Genomic DNA, 17,442 nt, shown 5'->3' with positions numbered 1-17,442 from the left:
GGCCCGGCGCTCCGCCCGAGGCGAACGCCGGCCGTGGTGTCGGTGGCCGATCCTAGACTTGCACCATGCAGGCCACGCGTTCAGTCCGTCCGTTCGAGGTCGTCAGCGAGTACCGCCCGAGCGGCGACCAGCCGCAGGCGATCGCCGAGCTCGCCGGCCGCATCAACGCCGGCGAGACCGACGTCGTGCTGCTCGGCGCGACCGGCACCGGCAAGTCGGCGACGACCGCGTGGCTCATCGAACAGGTGCAGCGGCCGACCCTCGTGCTCGCACACAACAAGACGCTCGCGGCGCAGCTGGCCACCGAGTTCCGCGAACTGCTGCCGAACAACGCGGTCGAGTACTTCGTCTCCTACTACGACTACTACCAGCCCGAGGCCTACGTCCCGCAGACCGACACCTTCATCGAGAAGGACAGCTCGATCAACGCCGAGGTCGAGCGGCTGCGGCACTCCACGACGAACTCGCTCCTCAGCCGGCGCGACGTCGTGGTCGTGTCGACCGTGTCGTGCATCTACGGCCTCGGCACGCCCGAGGAGTACCTCAACGCGATGATGCCGCTGCAGGTGGGGCAGCGGGTCGACCGCGACTGGCTGATCCGCAAGTTCGTCTCGATGCAGTACCAGCGCAACGACGTCGACTTCTCGCGCGGCAACTTCCGCGTGCGCGGCGACACCATCGAGATCATCCCGATCTACGAAGAGCTCGCGATCCGCATCGAGATGTTCGGCGACGAGATCGAGGCGCTCTACAGCCTGCACCCGCTCACCGGCCAGGTCATCGAGAAGCTCGACGCCGTGCCGGTGTTCCCCGGGTCGCACTACGTCGCCTCGACCGAGGTCATGCAGCGCGCGATCGGCACGATCCGCACCGAGCTCGACGAACGGCTCGCCGAGCTCGAGCGCGAGGGCAAGCTGCTCGAGGCTCAGCGGCTGCGCATGCGCACGACCTTCGACCTCGAGATGATGGAGCAGATCGGCTTCTGCTCGGGAATCGAGAACTACTCGCGGCACATCGACGCGCGAGCGCCCGGCGAGGCGCCGCACTGCCTGCTCGACTACTTCGCCGACGACTTCCTCGTCGTGATCGACGAGTCGCATGTCACCGTCCCGCAGATCGGTGCGATGTACGAGGGAGACTCGTCGCGCAAGCGCACGCTCGTCGAGCACGGGTTCCGGCTGCCGAGTGCGCTCGACAACCGCCCCCTGAAGTGGAACGAGTTCAAAGACCGGGTCGGGCAGACCGTGTACCTCTCGGCGACGCCCGGCCGCTACGAGATGGGCATCGCCGACGGCATCGTCGAGCAGATCATCCGCCCCACCGGCCTCGTCGACCCCGAGATCGTCGTGAAGCCGTCGAAGGGCCAGATCGACGACCTCCTCGAGGAGATCCGCACGCGCGCCGAGCGCGACGAGCGCGTGCTCGTCACGACCCTCACGAAGAAGATGGCCGAAGAGCTCACCGACTTCCTCACCGAAGCCGGTGTGCGGGTGCGCTATCTCCACTCCGACGTCGACACGCTGCGACGGGTCGAACTCCTCACCGAACTGCGCGCGGGGGTCTACGACGTGCTCGTCGGCATTAACCTGCTGCGCGAGGGCCTCGACCTCCCCGAGGTCTCGCTCGTCGCCATCCTCGACGCCGACAAAGAGGGGTTCCTGCGTTCGGCGACCTCGCTCATCCAGACGATCGGTCGCGCGGCGCGCAACGTCTCGGGCGAGGTGCACATGTACGCCGACGTGCTCACCGACTCGATGAAGCAGGCGATCGACGAGACGACACGGCGTCGCGAGCTGCAGCTCGAGTACAACCGGGTCAACGGCATCGACCCGCAGCCGCTCCGCAAGCGCATCGCCGACATCACCCAGCTGCTCGCCCGCGAAGAGGCCGACACCGCCGAGCTCCTCGCCGGCCGCGACGGCCGCAAGAAGTCCCCGGTGCCGAACCTCCGCCGTGAGGGGATCGCCGCCGAGGGGGCGAACGACCTCGAGGAGCTCATCCGCGACCTCAACGAGCAGATGCTCGAGGCCGCCGGGGAGCTGAAGTTCGAACTCGCGGCGCGGCTCCGCGACGAGGTCTCCGAGCTCAAGCGCGAGCTCCGGCAGATGGAGAAGGCGGGGCACCTGGGCTGAAACCCGGGGCCGCCGCCGCCCGCGTCCAGTCGGCCGCAGAGCGAGGATCGAACATATGTTCGCTGAGAGCGCGTGCAGGCCGGCCGACGATGTCGGTGGTGCTTCGTAGACTCGAAGGGTGCCAGTTTCACGTCTCGATGCCCATTCGCGCCTGAGTGTCCGCGGTGCCCGCGTGCACAACCTGCACAACGTCGATGTCGAGATTCCTCGCGACGCGATGGTGGTGTTCACGGGCCTGTCGGGTTCGGGCAAGTCGTCGCTCGCCTTCGACACGATCTTCGCCGAGGGGCAGCGCCGCTACGTCGAGTCGCTCTCGGCGTACGCCCGGCAGTTCCTCGGGCAGGTCGACCGTCCTGACGTCGACTTCATCGAGGGCTTGAGCCCGGCGGTCTCGATCGACCAGAAGTCCACGAACCGCAACCCGCGGTCGACGGTCGGCACGATCACCGAGATCTACGACTACATGCGTCTGCTCTGGGCGCGCATCGGCGTGCCGCACTGCCCGGTCTGCGGGGAGAAGATCCAGCGCCAGACCGTGCAGCAGATCGCCGACCAGTTGATGGAGCTCGAGGCGGGCACCCGGTTCCAGGTCCTGAGCCCGGTCGTCTCGAAGAAGAAGGGCGAGTTCGTCGACCTCTTCCGCGAGCTCGCCGCGCAGGGCTACTCCCGCGCCGTCGTCGACGGCGAGATGGTGCGGCTCGACGAACCCCCGAAGCTGAAGAAGCAGATCAAGCACGACATCTCGGTCGTCGTCGACCGGCTCGTCGCCGGCCCCGACGTGCTCGGCCGGCTCACCGATTCGCTCGAGACGGCGCTGCGCCTCACCGACGGGCTCGTGCAGGTCAACTACGTCGACGAAGAGGGGCCCGCAGCGTGGGCGACCTTCTCCGAGAAGCTCTCGTGCCCGAACCAGCACCCCATCCAGCTCACCGAGATCGAGCCGCGCACCTTCTCGTTCAACGCGCCGTTCGGCGCCTGCCCCGAGTGCTCGGGCCTCGGCACCCGCATGTCGGTCGACGAGGCGCTCCTGCTCGGCGACCCTGCGTTGAGCATCACCGAGGGCGTGATCCTCCCGTGGACCTCGCAGGGCAAGAGCCTCTACAACTACTACGAGAAGCTGCTCGACGGGCTCGCCCGCGATCTCGACTTCTCCCTCGACACCCCCTGGGAGGAACTGGCCGACGACGCCCGCAACGCGGTGCTCCGCGGCGACAACTTCGAGGTCAAGGTCCGCTGGCGCAACCGCTACGGCCGCGAGATGAGCTACAGCTCGGGCTTCGAGGGCGTCGTCCCGTACATCGAGCGCCAGTACCTGCAGGCCGAGACCGACGTGCAGCGTGCGCGCTGGTCCGAGTACCTGCGCGAGGTGCCCTGCCCGGTCTGCGACGGCAAGCGGCTGAAGCCCGAGGTGCTCTCGGTCCTCATCCACGACCACAGCATCGCCGACGTCGGGCTCCTGAGCCTCACCGATGCGCGCGCCTTCATGGACCGCCTCGAACTCACCGAGCGCGAGCAGAAGATCGGTGCGCAGGTGCTGCGCGAGATCAAGCTGCGACTCGACTTCCTCATCCGCGTCGGCCTCAGCTACCTCGACCTCGCCCGCGCGGCGGGCACGCTCTCGGGCGGCGAGGCGCAGCGCATCCGCCTCGCGACCCAGATCGGCTCCGGGCTCACGGGCGTGCTCTACGTGCTCGACGAACCGAGCATCGGTCTGCACCAGCGAGACAACCGGCGCCTCATCGACACGCTCGTCGCGCTTCGCGACCTCGGCAACACGCTCATCGTCGTCGAGCACGACGAGGACACGATCCGCACGGCCGACTGGATCGTCGACATCGGTCCGGGCGCCGGCATCAACGGCGGCACCGTCGTGCACTCGGGCAGCTACGCCGAGCTGCTCAAGAACACGCGCTCGCTCACGGGCGACTACCTGTCGGGCCGACGCGAGATCGCGATCCCCGCCCACCGACGTCCGATCGATCCCGAGCGCATGATCTCGGTGCAGGGCGCCGAGGCGAACAACCTCCGCGGCGTCGACGTCGAGTTCCCGCTCGGGGTGCTGACGGCGGTCACCGGCGTTAGCGGTTCCGGCAAGTCCTCGCTCGTCAACGACATCCTCTACCGGGTGCTCGCCAACCGCTTGAACGGCGCCCGCAAGGTTCCGGGCAAGCACCGTCGGGTGACCGGGCTCGAGCACCTCGACAAGGTCGTACACGTCGACCAGGCGCCGATCGGCCGCACCCCGCGGTCGAACCCCGCGACCTACACGGGCGTGTTCGACCGCATCCGCACGCTCTTCTCCGAGACGAACGAGGCGAAGGCGCGCGGCTACCTGCCCGGCCGGTTCAGCTTCAACGTCAAGGGTGGCCGGTGCGAGGCATGCTCGGGCGACGGCACGATCAAGATCGAGATGAACTTCCTGCCCGACGTCTACGTCGCCTGCGAGGTGTGCGGCGGCCAGCGCTACAACCGCGAGACGCTGCAGGTGCACTACAAGGGCAAGAACATCGCCGAGGTGCTCGAGATGCCGATCAGCGAGGCGGCCGAGTTCTTCGAGCCGATCTCCGCGATCCACCGTTACCTCAAGACCCTCGTCGACGTGGGCCTCGGCTACGTGCAGCTCGGTCAGAGCGCGACCACCCTCTCGGGCGGTGAGGCGCAGCGTGTGAAGCTCGCGACCGAACTGCAGCGCCGGTCGAACGGGCGCAGCGTCTACGTGCTCGACGAGCCGACCACGGGTCTGCACTTCGAAGACGTTCAGAAGCTCCTGAAGGTGCTCGGCAAGCTCGTCGACAAGGGCAACTCGGTCATCGTGATCGAGCATTCGCTCGACGTCATCAAGTCGGCCGACTGGATCATCGACCTCGGCCCCGAGGGCGGATCGGGCGGCGGTCAGCTCGTCGCGACCGGCACGCCCGAGCACGTCGCCACGGTGCCCGAGAGTCACACGGGGTACTTCCTCCGCGAGATCTTCGACGCCGCGGCCGAGCGCGCCGACGTGGCCAGCTGAGGCGATGAGCAGCGCGAACCCGTCCGAGCAGAGCGTCCCCTATCGGCCGAAGGCCGGGGAGATCCCGACCGATCCCGGGGTCTACCGGTTCCGCGACGCCGAGCGGCGGGTGCTCTACGTCGGCAAGGCGAAGAACCTGCGGGCGAGGCTCTCGAACTACTTCGCGCCGCTCCGCAGCCTGCACGAGCGCACGCGGCGCATGGTGACGAGTGCCGCCTCCGTCGAGTGGACGGTCGTCGGCAGCGAGGTCGAGGCGCTGCAGCTCGAGATCACGTGGATCAACGAGTTCCACCCGCCGTTCAACGTGAGGTTCAAGGACGACAAGTCGTACCCGTATCTCGCCGTCACGCTCGCCGACGAGGCGCCGCGCGCTTTCGTCACCCGCAACCGCAAGCTGCGCGGTGCCCGCTACTTCGGGCCGTATCCCAAGGTGTGGGCGATCAACGAGACGCTCGAGATCCTGCTGAAGCTGTTCCCCATCCGCACCTGCAAAGACAGCGACTATCGTCGGGCGATGGCCACCGGCAAGCCCTGCTTCGCCGGGCAGATCGGGCGCTGCTTCGGCCCGTGCTCGGGCAAGGTCACGATCGCCGAGCATCGGGAGAACGTCGATCGATTCGTCTCGTTCATGCAGAACCAGGATCGCCGGATCCTCGGCGAGCTCGACGAGCGGATGCGCCGGGCCGCCGCCGCACAGGAGTACGAGGCGGCGGCGCGCTACCGCGACCGACTCGTCGCCGCGACGGCGTTCTTCGAGAAGAGCGCCATGGTGCTCGGCGACAAGGTCGACCTCGACGTGTTCGGCATCGAGCACGACGAGCTCTCCGCGGCGGTGCAGCTGTTCATCGTGCGCGGCGGTCGTGTCCGAGGCATCCATTCGTGGACGGTCGACAAAGAGCTCGATGTGCCGCTCGGCGAGCTCGTCGACTCGGTCGTGCAGAACGCGTACGGCGACGACCTCCGTCCTCCCGGAGAGGTGGTCGTTCCCGAGCTGCCCGACGACGCCTCGGCGCTCGAGTCGTGGCTCGGCGAACGCGCCGGGCGGAAGGTGCGCCTGCGCGTGGCGCAGCGCGGCGACAAGGCCTCGCTGCTGCAGACCGCCACGCAGAACGCGAAGCAGTCGCTCATGCTCTACAAGACCCGGCGCAGCGCCGACTTCACGACGAGGTCCCGTGCGCTCGAAGACATCCAGGAGGCGCTCGGCATGGCCGACGCGCCGCTCCGGATCGAGTGCTACGACGTCTCGCACCTCAGCGGCACGAACATCGTCGCCTCGATGGTCGTCTTCGAGGACGGCCTGCCGCGCAAAGACGAGTACCGCCGCTTCACGATCCCGAACTCGACGGACGACACCGACTCGATCCACCAGGTGCTCACCCGCCGTCTGGCCTACCTCTCCGGCGCCGAGCCTCGAGACGAGCTCGCCGAGGCGATCGAGTCGATCGACGCGATCGAGGCCGACGGCGAGGCATCCGCCGTCGACGACGCGCCCGAGGTCGCCGAGCGACGCAAGAAGTTCGCGTACCGCCCGAACCTGCTCATCGTCGACGGCGGGCAGCCGCAGGTCGCCGCGGCCGAGCGGGCGCTGCGCGAGTCGGGCGTCCAGGGCATCTACCTGTGCGGCATCGCCAAGCGCCTGGAGGAGATCTGGACGCCCGAGTCCGACTTCCCGGTGATCCTTCCGCGCAACAGCGACGCCCTCTTCCTCTTCCAGCGGGTGCGCGACGAGGCGCACCGCTTCGCGATCACGCATCAGCGGCAGCGACGCAAGCGCGACATCGGCTCGGTGCTCTCCGAGATCCCGGGGCTCGGCCCCGCCAGGGTGAAGGAGCTGCTGCGGCACTTCGGCTCCGTCGCACGTCTGAAGGCGGCCGATGAGGCGGCGATCGCCGAGGTCAAGGGGGTCGGCCCGACGCTCGCCGCGACCGTGTACGCCCGGCTTCACGCCGATCTGGCCCCGGCACCCAGATAGGCTGGGAAGTCGGTACGCAGAAGGGGGCCGGGATGACCGCGGGGGAGCCCGAAGAGCAGGAGATGCTCATCGTCACGGGGATGAGCGGCGCCGGTCGATCGACCGTGGGCAACGCGCTCGAAGACCTGGGCTGGTACGTCGTCGACAACCTCCCGCCGCAGATGCTGCGCCCGCTCGTCGAACTCGTCGAACGCGCCGGCACCTCGCTGCCGCGCATCGCGGCGGTCGTCGACATCCGCGGCCGCGACTTCTTCTCCGAACTGCAGGACATCATCCAGGCCCTCCGCGCCGGCGTGAACGTCCGCGTCGTGTTCCTCGACGCGAACGACGCCGTCCTCGTGCGGCGCTTCGAGTCGGTCAGACGGCCCCACCCGCTGCAGGGCAACGGCACCCTCCTCGACGGCATCGGTGCCGAACGGGCGCGCCTCGCGACCCTCCGCGAGGCGAGCGACTTCGTCGTCGACACCTCCGACCTCAACATCCACCAGCTCGCGAATCTCGTCACCGAGACGTTCGCGGGTGCCGATCACGCAGGCCTCCGCGTGACGATGCAGAGCTTCGGCTTCAAGTACGGGGCGCCGACCGATGCCGACCTCATCGCCGACGCCCGGTTCCTGCCGAACCCGTTCTGGAACCCCGAGCTGCGGCACCTCACCGGCGAGGACGCCGAGGTGAGCGAGTTCGTGCTCGGCCAGCCCGGAGCGAGAGAGTTCCTCGACGCGTACGCGCGGGCACTCGAGCCCGTGGTGGCCGGCTATCAACGAGAGAACAAGCGACACGCGACGATCGCGATCGGCTGCACGGGCGGCAAACACCGTTCCGTCGCAATGGTCCGCGAATTGGCCGAGCGGGTCGCGAAGATGCCCGGCGTCGTCGTGAGCGTCAAGCATCGCGACCTCGGTCGCGAATGACGTCGGGTCCCCGCAACACAGATTGGATGACAGGTGGCATTGACCGCTGAGGTGAAAGAAGAGCTCGCACGGGTCGAGGTCTCGAAGACGAGCGTGCGCATCGCCGAACTGGCTTCGGTGCTGCGATTCGCCGGCGGGCTGCACATCATCTCGAACCGCATCGCGATCGAGGCCGAGCTCGACTCCAAGAACGTCGCCCGGCGGGTCACCCGCGACCTCGGCGAGATCTACGGGGTTCGCCCCGACGTCTCGGTGGTGTCGCCGACGGGCGTGCGCCGCACCAACAACTACCTCGTCCGCATCCTCGAGGGCGGCGAGACGCTCGCCCGGCAGACCGGCCTGCTCGACGCACGCCGCCGCCCGGTGCGCGGCCTGCCGAACAAGCTCACCACCGGCTCGCGCGACGAGGTCGCGGCGATCTGGCGCGGGGCGTTCCTCGCGCAGGGCAGCCTCACCGACCCCGGCCGTTCGGCGGCGCTCGAGGTGACCTGCCCGGGCAACGAGACCGCGATGGCGCTCGTCGGCGCGGCCGGCCGCCTCGGCATCTCGGCGAAGGCCCGCGAGGTGCGCGGGGTCCACCGCGTCGTGATCCGCGACGGCGAGGCGATCAGCGCCATGCTCGCCGCGATGGGCGCGAGCACCACCGTCCGCAACTGGGAGGAGCTGCGCCAGCGCCGTGAGGTGCGGGCGACCGCGAACCGGCTCGTGAACTTCGACGACGCGAACCTCCGCCGCTCGGCGCAGGCCGCCGTCGCCGCGTGCGCCCGGGTGGAGCGTGCGATGGAACTCCTCGGCGACGACATCCCCGACCACCTGAAGTACGCCGGCGAACTGCGCCTCGCGCACCGCGAGGCGAGCCTCGACGAACTCGGACACCACGCCGACCCGCCGATGACGAAGGACGCGGTCGCCGGTCGCATCCGGCGCCTGCTGGCGATGGCCGACAAGCGTGCGGCCGACCTCGGCGTGCCGGGCACGGAGGCCAGCCTGCCTGCCGACCTCGACGAGGTCTGAGCGGGGACGAAGCCAGGCTGTGCCCTGCAGTGCCCGCCGAGGTCTGAGCGGGGACGAAGTCCGCCGACCTCGACGAGGTCTGAGCGGCGCCCGGGGCTCGAACCGCGGGCGGCGACGGGGGAGGGAGGGTACTCCTGCCCCGTGGCATCCGCGACCCCTGTCACCGGGCGACGCGACCCGGCACGGCACCGCCCCGCGGGCATAGACTCGAAAAGCCGCCGCGGAGACCCGGGGAGACGCCCGGGTGCCCCGGCGCACCTGACAAGGAGAAGCTATGGCTGACTACACCCTCCCCGATCTCGCCTACGACTACTCGGCGCTCGAGCCGGCGATCAGCGGCGCGATCATGGAGCTGCACCACTCGAAGCACCACCAGGCCTACGTGACCGGTGCGAACACCGCGCTCGCCCAGCTGGCCGAGGCGCGCGACTCGGGCAACCTCGCGAACGTGAACAAGCTCGAGAAGGACCTCGCCTTCAACCTCGGCGGGCACGTCAACCACTCGATCTTCTGGACCAACCTCTCGCCCGAGGGCGGGGACAAGCCGACCGGCGACCTCGCCGCGGCGATCGACGACCAGTTCGGGTCGTTCGACAAGTTCCAGGCGCACTTCACCGCCACCGCGCTCGGCGTGCAGGGCTCGGGCTGGGCGGTGCTCGCCTGGGACTCGCTCGGGCAGCGCCTGATCATCGTGCAGTTCTTCGACCAGCAGGGCAACCTGCCCGCCGGCATCGTGCCGCTGCTCATGCTCGACGTCTGGGAGCACGCGTACTACCTCGACTACAAGAACGTGCGGGCCGACTACGTGAAGGCGTTCTGGACGATCGTGAACTGGGAGAACGTCCAGCGCCGCTTCACCGCAGCTGGTGAGAAGACCTCAGGGCTGCTGCTACTGTCGTAAACGGATGGTGTCCCCGGACCTGTCCGGGGACACCGTCGTCCGAGCAGTCCATCCGTGCAACGGCGCTCGCGCCACGTCATCCAGGAGACATCTGTGTCTGTAAAGATCGGCATCAACGGCTTCGGTCGCATCGGCCGCAACTACCTCCGCGCGGCTCTCGCCCAGGGCGCCGACCTCGAGATCGTCGCGGTGAACGACCTCACTGACAACAAGACCCTCGCACACCTCCTGAAGTACGACTCGATCACGGGCCGACTCGACGTGCCCGTCGACTACGACGACGAGAACATCTACGTCGACGGCAAGGCGATCAAGGCCTTCTCGGAGCGGGATCCCGCGAATCTCCCGTGGGGCGAGCTCGGCGTCGACATCGTCATCGAGTCGACGGGCTTCTTCACGAAGGCCGCCGACGCACGCAAGCACCTCGAAGCAGGCGCGAAGAAGGTGCTCATCTCGGCGCCCGCCACCGATGAGGACGCGACCTTCGTCATGGGCGTGAACGAAGACAGCTACGTGCCCGAGCGGCACCACATCATCTCGAACGCCTCGTGCACGACGAACTGCCTCGCGCCGCTCGCGAAGGTCTTCAACGACGCCTTCGGCATCGAGCGCGGCCTCATGACGACGGTGCACGCATACACCGCCGACCAGAACCTCCAGGACGGCCCCCACCGCGACCTGCGTCGCGCGCGCGCCGCCGCGATCAACATCGTGCCGACGTCGACGGGCGCCGCGAAGGCCATCGGCCTCGTCCTGCCCGAGCTCGTCGGCAAGCTCGACGGCTTCGCCCTGCGCGTGCCCGTGCCCACCGGTTCGATCACCGACCTCACCGTCACCGCGTCGCGGCCGGTCACGGTCGACGAGATCAAGGCCGCCTACAAGGCCGCCGCCGAGGGTCCGCTGAAGGGCATCCTCAAGTACACGGAGGACGAGATCGTCTCGAGCGACATCGTCTCCGACCCGCACTCGTCGATCTTCGATGCCGGCCTCGTCCGCGTCATCGGCGACCAGGTGAAGCTGTCCGCCTGGTACGACAACGAGTGGGGCTACTCCAACCGTCTCGTCGACCTGACCGAGTACGTCGCCGACCGTCTCTGAAAGAGCACTGAATGACCCTGCGAACCATCGATTCCCTGGGTCCGCTCGCCGGCAAGCGCGTCGTCGTCCGTTGTGATCTCAACGTCCCCCTCCGGGACGGGATCATCACGGACGACGGCCGCGTGCGGGCGTCGGTCCCCACCATCCAGGCCCTCCTCGGGCAGGGCGCCCGCGTGATCGTGATCTCGCACCTCGGCCGCCCCGAGGGGGCGCCCGACGCGCGCTACAGCCTCGCCCCGGTCGCGGCGCGACTCGGCGAGCTCCTCGACGCCCCGGTGGCGTTCGCGAGCGACACCGTCGGCGCGGATGCCACGGCCAAGGCCGCCGCCCTCGCCGACGGCGAGGTGCTCGTGCTCGAGAACCTCCGGTTCAACCCGGGGGAGACCTCGAAGAACGAGGCCGAGCGCACCGCCTTCGCCGGCGAGCTCGCGGCGTACGCCGACGCGGTCGTCTCGGACGGCTTCGGCGTCGTGCACCGCAAGCAGGCGAGCGTCTACGAGCTCGAGCAGCTGCGGCCGAGCGCCGCGGGCCTCCTCATCGCCGCCGAGCTCGACGTGCTCGACCGCCTCACCGAGAACCCCGAGCGCCCCTACACCGTGGTGCTCGGCGGGTCGAAGGTCTCCGACAAGCTCGGTGTGATCGCGCACCTGCTGCCACGCGTCGACCGCCTGCTCATCGGCGGCGGCATGCTCTTCACCTTCCTCGCCGCGCAGGGCCACAAGGTCGCTTCGAGCCTGCTCGAGGCCGACCAGATCGACACGGTGAAGGGCTACCTCACCGAAGCCGCCGAGCGCGGGGTCGAACTGGTGCTGCCGAGCGAGGTCGTCGTTTCAGCCGCCTTCTCGGCGGACGCCGAGCACGTGGTCGCCGCGGCCGACGCCATCGAAGACACGCCGTTCGGGGCATCCGGACTCGGCCTCGACATCGGACCCGAGACCGCGGCGAACTTCGCCGCCCTCGTTCGCGACTCGAAGACCGTGTTCTGGAACGGCCCGATGGGCGTTTTCGAACTCGCCCCCTTCGCCGCCGGCACCCTGGCGGTGGCGGAGGCGCTCACCGAGGTCGACGGCCTCAGCGTCGTCGGCGGCGGCGACTCGGCTGCGGCCGTGCGCCAGCTCGGGTTCGCCGACGAACGATTCGGACACATCTCGACGGGCGGAGGCGCGAGCCTCGAGTTCCTCGAAGGAAAGAAGCTCCCCGGACTGGAGGTCCTCGGATGGCAGTGAAGCGCACCCCGTTCATCGCGGGAAACTGGAAGATGAACCTCGACCACCTGCAGTCGATCGCGTTCGTGCAGAAGCTCGCATGGGCGCTCGCCGACGCGAAGCACGACTTCGCCGACGCGGAGGTCGCGGTGTTCCCGCCGTACACCGATCTGCGCAGTGTGCAGACGCTGGTCGCGGCGGACTCGCTGCCGATCGGCTACGGCGCGCAGGACCTCTCGAAGCACGACTCGGGTGCCTACACCGGCGAGATCTCGGGCGCGTTCCTCAAGCAGCTCGACTGCCGCTACGTCATCATCGGTCACTCCGAGCGGCGCACGCTGCACGCTGAGAGCGACGCCGACGTCAACGCGAAGGTGATCGCCGCGCACCGTCACGGTCTCGTGCCGGTGCTGTGCGTGGGCGAGACGGCCGAAGATCTCGAGCAGCACGGCGCGAGCGCCGTGCCCGTGGCGCAGCTTCGTGCGGCGCTCGAGGGCGTCGACGCCTCGAAGGGGCTCGTCGTCGCGTACGAGCCGGTCTGGGCAATCGGGTCGGGGCAGGCGGCGACGCCGGCCCAGGCCGAGCAGGTCGCGGCCGCGTTGCGCGCCGTGCTCGTCGAGATCGCCGGCGACGAGATCGCCGCGTCGACGCGCATCCTGTACGGCGGCTCGGTGAAGGCAGCGAACATCGCCTCCTTCCTCCGCGAGCCGAACGTCGACGGCGCGCTCGTCGGCGGCGCGAGCCTCGACATCGACGAGTTCTCGAGCATCGTCCGCTTCAAGAAGCACGTCGGCGCCTGATTCGCTCGGGGTGGGGCGAACGGCCCCACCCCGACGAGTCCGCCCGCCGAATCTCGGCCGTGCTGATAGTCTGATCAGCGGCATCGACCCCCTGCGTCGTGCCCGGAAAGGTTCACCGTGGAGATTCTCCAGGTCGTCCTGCAGGTCCTGCTCGGTCTCACGAGCCTCCTGCTGACGCTGCTCATCCTGCTGCACAAGGGCCGCGGTGGCGGTCTGTCCGACATGTTCGGCGGCGGCGTCACCTCGAGTCTCGGCGCCTCCGGTGTCGCCGAGCGCAACCTGAACCGCATCACGGTGATCCTCGGACTCGTCTGGGTCACCTGCATCGTGGTGCTCGGGCTGATCACCAAGTTCGACGCCGGCATCTGACGAGGAGACGACATGGCATCAGGTAACAGCGCCATTCGTGGTTCACGGGTCGGCGCCGGCCCCATGGGCGAGCAGGATCGCGGCTTCCACGCCGATCGCGTCGCCGTCAGCTACTGGGACGCGCAGGGCAACGAGACCGTTCGCTACTTCTCGGCGACCCTCCCCGCGGAGGAGATCCCCGAGATCATCGACAGCCCCTCGACGGGACTTCCCGCCGGTCGCGACCGCGAGAACCCGCCGTCGGTGTCGAAGCTCGAGCCGTACAAGACGCACCTCGCGTACGTGAAGGAGCGCCGCACCGAGGACGAGGCGGCACAGCTGCTCGACGACGCGCTCACGCAGCTGCGCGAGCGCCGCGGCACGTCGAAAGACTGACCACCGCTCGCGGACGCGAGCAGACGAAAGCGGGGCGGGCCGAATGGCCCGCCCCGCTTTCGTCGTCGTGCGACCTCGTGGGAGACGTCGGCGACGCGTCGATCAGTAGTCGCGTGCGATGAGTGCCTCGGGCACCTCGGCCGCCGCGTCGGAGTCGATGAAGAAGACCGTGCGCCGGCGCCCCTTGATGCCGGCGACCGGCACCTCGTCGCGGCTCGCGCCCGCGAGGGCGAGGCCGAGCGCAGAGGCCTTGTCGGCACCCGCGAGCACCATCCAGACCCGCTGCGAGCTGTTGATCACGGGGCGCGTCAGGCTGAGTCGCTCGGGCGGCGGCTTCGGCGACTCGCGCACTGCGATGACCGTCTGGTCGGTGACCTCGATGCCCGAACGGTGCGGGAACAGGGAGGCGATGTGGCCGTCGGGGCCGACGCCGAGGAAGGTGATGTCGAACACCGGGTGCGCGAGTCCCTCGGCGGCGTGGTCGGCGAGCTCGGCGGCGTAGTCGACCGCGGCCTCGTCGAGCGTGAGCCCCGAATCGGAGGCCGGGAACGGGTGCAGGTTGTCGGCCGGGAGGTCGAGGTCGTCGAGCAGGGCGTCGAACGCCTGCCGGTCGTTGCGCTCGGCATCGCCCCGGGGCAGCCATCGCTCGTCGCCCCACCAGAAGTGGACGCGCGACCAGTCGATCGACATGCGGGCTGGCGATGCCGCGACCGCTTCGAGCACGGCCGACCCCATCGAGCCGCCGGTCAGCACGATGTGCACGATCGGCTGCGCGTCGAGCAGATCGAGCGTCTTCGTGATGAAGCGGGCGGCGACCGCCCCCGCGAGGGTGGCCTTGTCGGGGTGCACGAGCACCCGTCGTTCGTTCGTCACGCAGTGACCTCCTGGGCTCCGTCGAGGAGCGCCAGCCCCTTCGCGATCACTTCACCGTACAGCTCGTCGGGGTCGAGGCGGCGGAGCTCGTCCGCGAGGCAGTCGCGGAGGCTGCGGCGGGGGAGGGCGACGTCGTGGAGCGGCTGGTTCGGCTGACGCAGGGTCGCGATGCCCGGGACGTCGCGGACCAGCTCGATCAGCCCGCTGGGCCGTTCGAGCTGCACCCCGTGGATGCCGTGCGAGCCGTCCTCGACGGGGGTGAGCTCCACGCTCGTCGCGCACTCGAGCTGCAGTCGCAGCCAGGCGCCGAGGAGCGTGGTCGACGGCGAGTCGATCGCTCCGCTCACGTGCACCCGCGTGATCGGCTCGTATGGCGGCTGGTCGAGTACCGCGGCGAGCTGGGCCCGCCACAGGGTGAGCCGCGTCCATGCGAAGTCGGCGTCGCCGGGGGTGTAGCTGTCGGCGAGCGCATGCAGGGCGGCCTGCGGGTCGGGCTGCGCCGAGGCATCCGTGATGCGACGCTGCGCGATGCGACCGAGCGGTGAGCGACCGGGTACCGCCGGAGCGGCGCCGGGCCACCAGGTGACGACCGGCGCGTCGGGGAGGAGGAGGCCCATGACGAGGCTCTCCTCGTCGCGGGCGGCATCGCCGCTCGCGCGCAGGATGATGACCTCGCTCGCGCCGGCGTCGCCGCCCACGCGGATCTCCGCGTCGAGCCGCGGCGCGACCGCCGCGGTCTCGGTGCCGGGTTCCGTCGAGACGACGATGACGCGCATCGGGTGCTCGCGCGAGGCGTCGTTCGCCGCCTCGATCGCTTCCTCCTCGGCGCCCGGCGCCGTGGCGATGACGAGCGTGAGCACACGTCCGAGGGCGACGACGCCGCCGTCCTCGCGGATCTTCACCAGGGTCTTCGAGACCTGGCTCGTGGTGGTGTCGGGAAGTTCGACGATCATGGGCGTCTCCAGCTCCGTCCGTCGCGTGCAAGCAGTTCGTCGGCGGAGCTCGGCCCCCAGGTGCCCGGGCGGTACTGCTCGGGCTGGCCCTGCGTGGCCCAGAACTCCTCGATCGGGTCGAGGATCTTCCAGCTGAGCTCGACCTCCTCCTGACGGGGGAAGAGCGGCGGGTCGCCGAGGAGCACGTCGAGGATGAGCCGCTCGTACGCCTCGGGGCTCGCCTCGGTGAAGGCGTGACCGTAGCCGAAGTCCATCGTCACGTCGCGCACCTGCATGCCCGCGCCCGGCACCTTCGAGCCGAAGCGGATGGTGACGCCCTCATCGGGCTGCACCCGGATCACGAGCGCGTTCTGCCCGAGCTCGGAGGTCTGGCTGTCGGCGAACACCTGCTGCGGCGCACGCTTGAACACGACCGCGATCTCGGTGACGCGTCGCCCGAGACGCTTGCCCGCTCGGAGGTAGAACGGCACGCCGGCCCAACGGCGCGTGCCGATGAGGAGCTTCATGGCGGCGTAGGTCTCGGTCGTCGACTCGGGGTTCATCCCGTCCTCGTCGAGGAAGCCGATGACCTTCTCACCGCCCTGCCACCCACCCGCGTACTGGCCGCGCGCCGTTCCGGTCGCGAGGTCGTCGGGGAGACGCACCGCGGCGAGGATCTTCTCCTTCTCGGCGCGCAGGTCGGCGGCGTCGAAGGAGATCGGCTCCTCCATCGCCGTGAGGGCGAGGAGCTGCAGCAGGTGGTTCTGGATGACGTCGCGCGCCGCGCCGATGCCGTCGTAGTAGCCGGCTCGGCCGCCGACGCCGATGTCCTCCGCCATCGTGATCTGCACGTGGTCGACGTAGTTGGCGTTCCAGATGGGCTCGTAGAGCTGGTTCGCGAAGCGCAGCGCGAGGATGTTCTGCACCGTCTCTTTGCCGAGATAGTGGTCGATGCGGAACACCGAGTCGGGCGGGAAGACGCTCGCGACGACGTCGTTGAGCTCGCGCGCCGTCTGGAGGTCGGAGCCGAACGGCTTCTCGATGACCACGCGGCGCCACTGGCCGGCCCGTTGCTCGGTGAGGCCCGAGCGCTTGAGCTGCTCGGTCACGATCGGGAACGACTTCGGCGGGATCGACAGGTAGAACGCGTGGTTGCCCATCGTTCCGCGTTCGCGGTCGAGTTCCTCCACGACGTCGCGCAGCCGGTCGAAGGCCGTGTCGTCGTCGAAGGTGCCGGTGACGAATCGGATGCCACGGGCGAGCTGCTGCCAGACGTCCTCACGGAATTCCGTGCGGGCGTACTGCTTCACCGAGTCGTGCACCACCTGTGCGAAGTCCTGGTCCTCCCAATCGCGGCGCGCGAAGCCGACCAGCGCGAAGCCGGGGGGCAGGAGCCCCCGGTTCGCGAGGTCGTACACCGCGGGCATCAGCTTCTTGCGCGACAGGTCGCCCGTCACGCCGAAGATGATGAGGCTCGAGGGCCCCGCGATGCGATTGAGTCGGTAGTCCTTCGGGGAGCGGAGCGGGTTGTGGTGCGCCGAGATCTCTGCCGAAGTCAATGCGGATCCTTTCGTCGGTCAGGCGACGGCGTCGAAGAGGGCCGGGATGTTCGCGGCCGGATCGGTGAGCGTCAAGGTGAGCACGGGTCGGCCGTGCTCGGCGAGGACGCTCGCGTCGCCCGACGCCTGCGCGGCGATGAGCTCGCCGAAGGTGAACGGGCGCTCGGGGATCGCGACATCGGTCGCGGGCGTCTGGGTGATCTGGAGGAACACGCCGACCGCGGGGCCGCCCTTGTGGAACTGGCCGGTCGAGTGGAGGAACCGCGGGCCCCAGCCGAAGGTGACCGGACG

At 69.3% G+C, this 17,442-nt stretch carries 14 protein-coding genes and 1 pseudogene; 11 read left to right on the top strand and 4 right to left on the bottom strand.

Annotated elements, in window-relative coordinates; translation table 11 throughout:
• Positions 1 to 65 precede the first annotated feature (65 nt).
• The 11 genes from uvrB to ACFVTX_RS00025 all read left to right on the top strand — a co-directional run bounded on the left by uvrB (position 66) and on the right by ACFVTX_RS00025 (position 13,787).
• Positions 66 to 2,132 carry an excinuclease ABC subunit UvrB gene (gene uvrB, locus ACFVTX_RS00075; RefSeq protein ID WP_386896990.1) on the top strand — a complete coding sequence of 689 codons (2,067 nt, stop codon included), beginning with the start codon at positions 66 to 68 and terminating at the stop codon, positions 2,130 to 2,132.
• Between the two features lie 118 nt (positions 2,133 to 2,250).
• Positions 2,251 to 5,142, top strand: a complete 2,892-nt coding sequence (uvrA, locus tag ACFVTX_RS00070; protein WP_386896988.1) for an excinuclease ABC subunit UvrA — start codon at positions 2,251 to 2,253, stop codon at positions 5,140 to 5,142.
• A 4-nt stretch (positions 5,143 to 5,146) separates the two neighbouring features.
• Complete coding sequence (uvrC, locus tag ACFVTX_RS00065; RefSeq protein WP_386896986.1) at positions 5,147 to 7,114, top strand: excinuclease ABC subunit UvrC; 1,968 nt, start codon at positions 5,147 to 5,149, stop codon at positions 7,112 to 7,114.
• Positions 7,115 to 7,146: 32 nt separating this feature from the next.
• Positions 7,147 to 8,025: an RNase adapter RapZ gene (rapZ, locus tag ACFVTX_RS00060; RefSeq protein WP_386896984.1), complete on the top strand. Its 879-nt coding sequence runs from the start codon at positions 7,147 to 7,149 to the stop codon at positions 8,023 to 8,025.
• 33 nt (positions 8,026 to 8,058) lie between these two features.
• A complete protein-coding gene (gene whiA, locus ACFVTX_RS00055) occupies positions 8,059 to 9,039 on the top strand; it encodes a DNA-binding protein WhiA (protein ID WP_386896982.1) in 981 nt (326 codons plus the stop codon).
• A gap of 274 nt (positions 9,040 to 9,313) precedes the next feature.
• A complete protein-coding gene (locus tag ACFVTX_RS00050; RefSeq protein WP_386896980.1) occupies positions 9,314 to 9,940 on the top strand; it encodes a superoxide dismutase in 627 nt (208 codons plus the stop codon).
• A 93-nt stretch (positions 9,941 to 10,033) separates the two neighbouring features.
• Positions 10,034 to 11,038 carry a type I glyceraldehyde-3-phosphate dehydrogenase gene (gene gap / locus ACFVTX_RS00045; protein WP_386896978.1) on the top strand — a complete coding sequence of 335 codons (1,005 nt, stop codon included), beginning with the start codon at positions 10,034 to 10,036 and terminating at the stop codon, positions 11,036 to 11,038.
• Positions 11,039 to 11,049: 11 nt separating this feature from the next.
• The gene (locus ACFVTX_RS00040; protein WP_386896975.1) at positions 11,050 to 12,264 is read left to right on the top strand and encodes a phosphoglycerate kinase; all 1,215 of its coding nucleotides are present in this window, start codon (positions 11,050 to 11,052) and stop codon (positions 12,262 to 12,264) included.
• Positions 12,255 to 13,043, top strand: coding sequence for a triose-phosphate isomerase (tpiA, locus tag ACFVTX_RS00035; RefSeq protein WP_386896973.1), 789 nt, complete (start codon positions 12,255 to 12,257; stop codon positions 13,041 to 13,043). Before ACFVTX_RS00040 ends, tpiA begins: the two co-directional genes overlap by 10 nt.
• 117 nt (positions 13,044 to 13,160) lie before the next feature.
• Positions 13,161 to 13,412, top strand: a complete 252-nt coding sequence (gene secG, locus ACFVTX_RS00030) for a preprotein translocase subunit SecG (RefSeq protein WP_108595410.1) — start codon at positions 13,161 to 13,163, stop codon at positions 13,410 to 13,412.
• Between the two features lie 12 nt (positions 13,413 to 13,424).
• Positions 13,425 to 13,787 carry an RNA polymerase-binding protein RbpA gene (locus tag ACFVTX_RS00025; RefSeq protein WP_386896971.1) on the top strand — a complete coding sequence of 121 codons (363 nt, stop codon included), beginning with the start codon at positions 13,425 to 13,427 and terminating at the stop codon, positions 13,785 to 13,787.
• A gap of 102 nt (positions 13,788 to 13,889) precedes the next feature.
• Here ACFVTX_RS00025 and pgl read toward each other — a convergent pair whose 3' ends face one another.
• The 4 genes and pseudogenes from pgl to ACFVTX_RS00005 form a co-directional block, all read right to left on the bottom strand.
• The gene (gene pgl / locus ACFVTX_RS00020; RefSeq protein WP_386896969.1) at positions 13,890 to 14,660 is read right to left on the bottom strand and encodes a 6-phosphogluconolactonase; all 771 of its coding nucleotides are present in this window, start codon (positions 14,658 to 14,660) and stop codon (positions 13,890 to 13,892) included.
• Positions 14,657 to 15,613 carry a glucose-6-phosphate dehydrogenase assembly protein OpcA gene (locus ACFVTX_RS00015; RefSeq protein ID WP_386896967.1) on the bottom strand — a complete coding sequence of 319 codons (957 nt, stop codon included), beginning with the start codon at positions 15,611 to 15,613 and terminating at the stop codon, positions 14,657 to 14,659. The genes pgl and ACFVTX_RS00015 overlap by 4 nt, the downstream gene beginning before the upstream one ends.
• Positions 15,610 to 17,151, bottom strand: coding sequence for a glucose-6-phosphate dehydrogenase (gene zwf / locus ACFVTX_RS00010; RefSeq protein ID WP_386896965.1), 1,542 nt, complete (start codon positions 17,149 to 17,151; stop codon positions 15,610 to 15,612). The genes ACFVTX_RS00015 and zwf overlap by 4 nt, the downstream gene beginning before the upstream one ends.
• A gap of 18 nt (positions 17,152 to 17,169) precedes the next feature.
• Positions 17,170 to 17,442, bottom strand: a pseudogene (locus ACFVTX_RS00005) (glucose-6-phosphate isomerase); the annotation flags it as partial.

It is taken from the genome of Agromyces sp. NPDC058136 (assembly GCF_042884375.1).
In the GTDB taxonomy this organism is placed as follows: domain Bacteria; phylum Actinomycetota; class Actinomycetes; order Actinomycetales; family Microbacteriaceae; genus Agromyces.
This window is presented reverse-complemented; position numbering and strand designations above follow the sequence as displayed.

Bases quoted from the DNA above. Each gene is read 5' to 3' on its own strand.
- ACFVTX_RS00025 (WP_386896971.1), top strand. From the start codon at position 13,425: ATGGCATCAGGTAACAGCGCCATTCGTGGTTCACGGGTCGGCGCCGGC.
- tpiA (WP_386896973.1), top strand. From the start codon at position 12,255: ATGGCAGTGAAGCGCACCCCGTTCATCGCGGGAAACTGGAAGATGAAC.
- rapZ (WP_386896984.1), top strand. From the start codon at position 7,147: ATGACCGCGGGGGAGCCCGAAGAGCAGGAGATGCTCATCGTCACGGGG.
- uvrC (WP_386896986.1), top strand. From the start codon at position 5,147: ATGAGCAGCGCGAACCCGTCCGAGCAGAGCGTCCCCTATCGGCCGAAG.
- ACFVTX_RS00050 (WP_386896980.1), top strand. From the start codon at position 9,314: ATGGCTGACTACACCCTCCCCGATCTCGCCTACGACTACTCGGCGCTC.
- ACFVTX_RS00015 (WP_386896967.1), bottom strand. From the start codon at position 15,613: ATGATCGTCGAACTTCCCGACACCACCACGAGCCAGGTCTCGAAGACC.
- uvrB (WP_386896990.1), top strand. From the start codon at position 66: ATGCAGGCCACGCGTTCAGTCCGTCCGTTCGAGGTCGTCAGCGAGTAC.
- ACFVTX_RS00040 (WP_386896975.1), top strand. From the start codon at position 11,050: ATGACCCTGCGAACCATCGATTCCCTGGGTCCGCTCGCCGGCAAGCGC.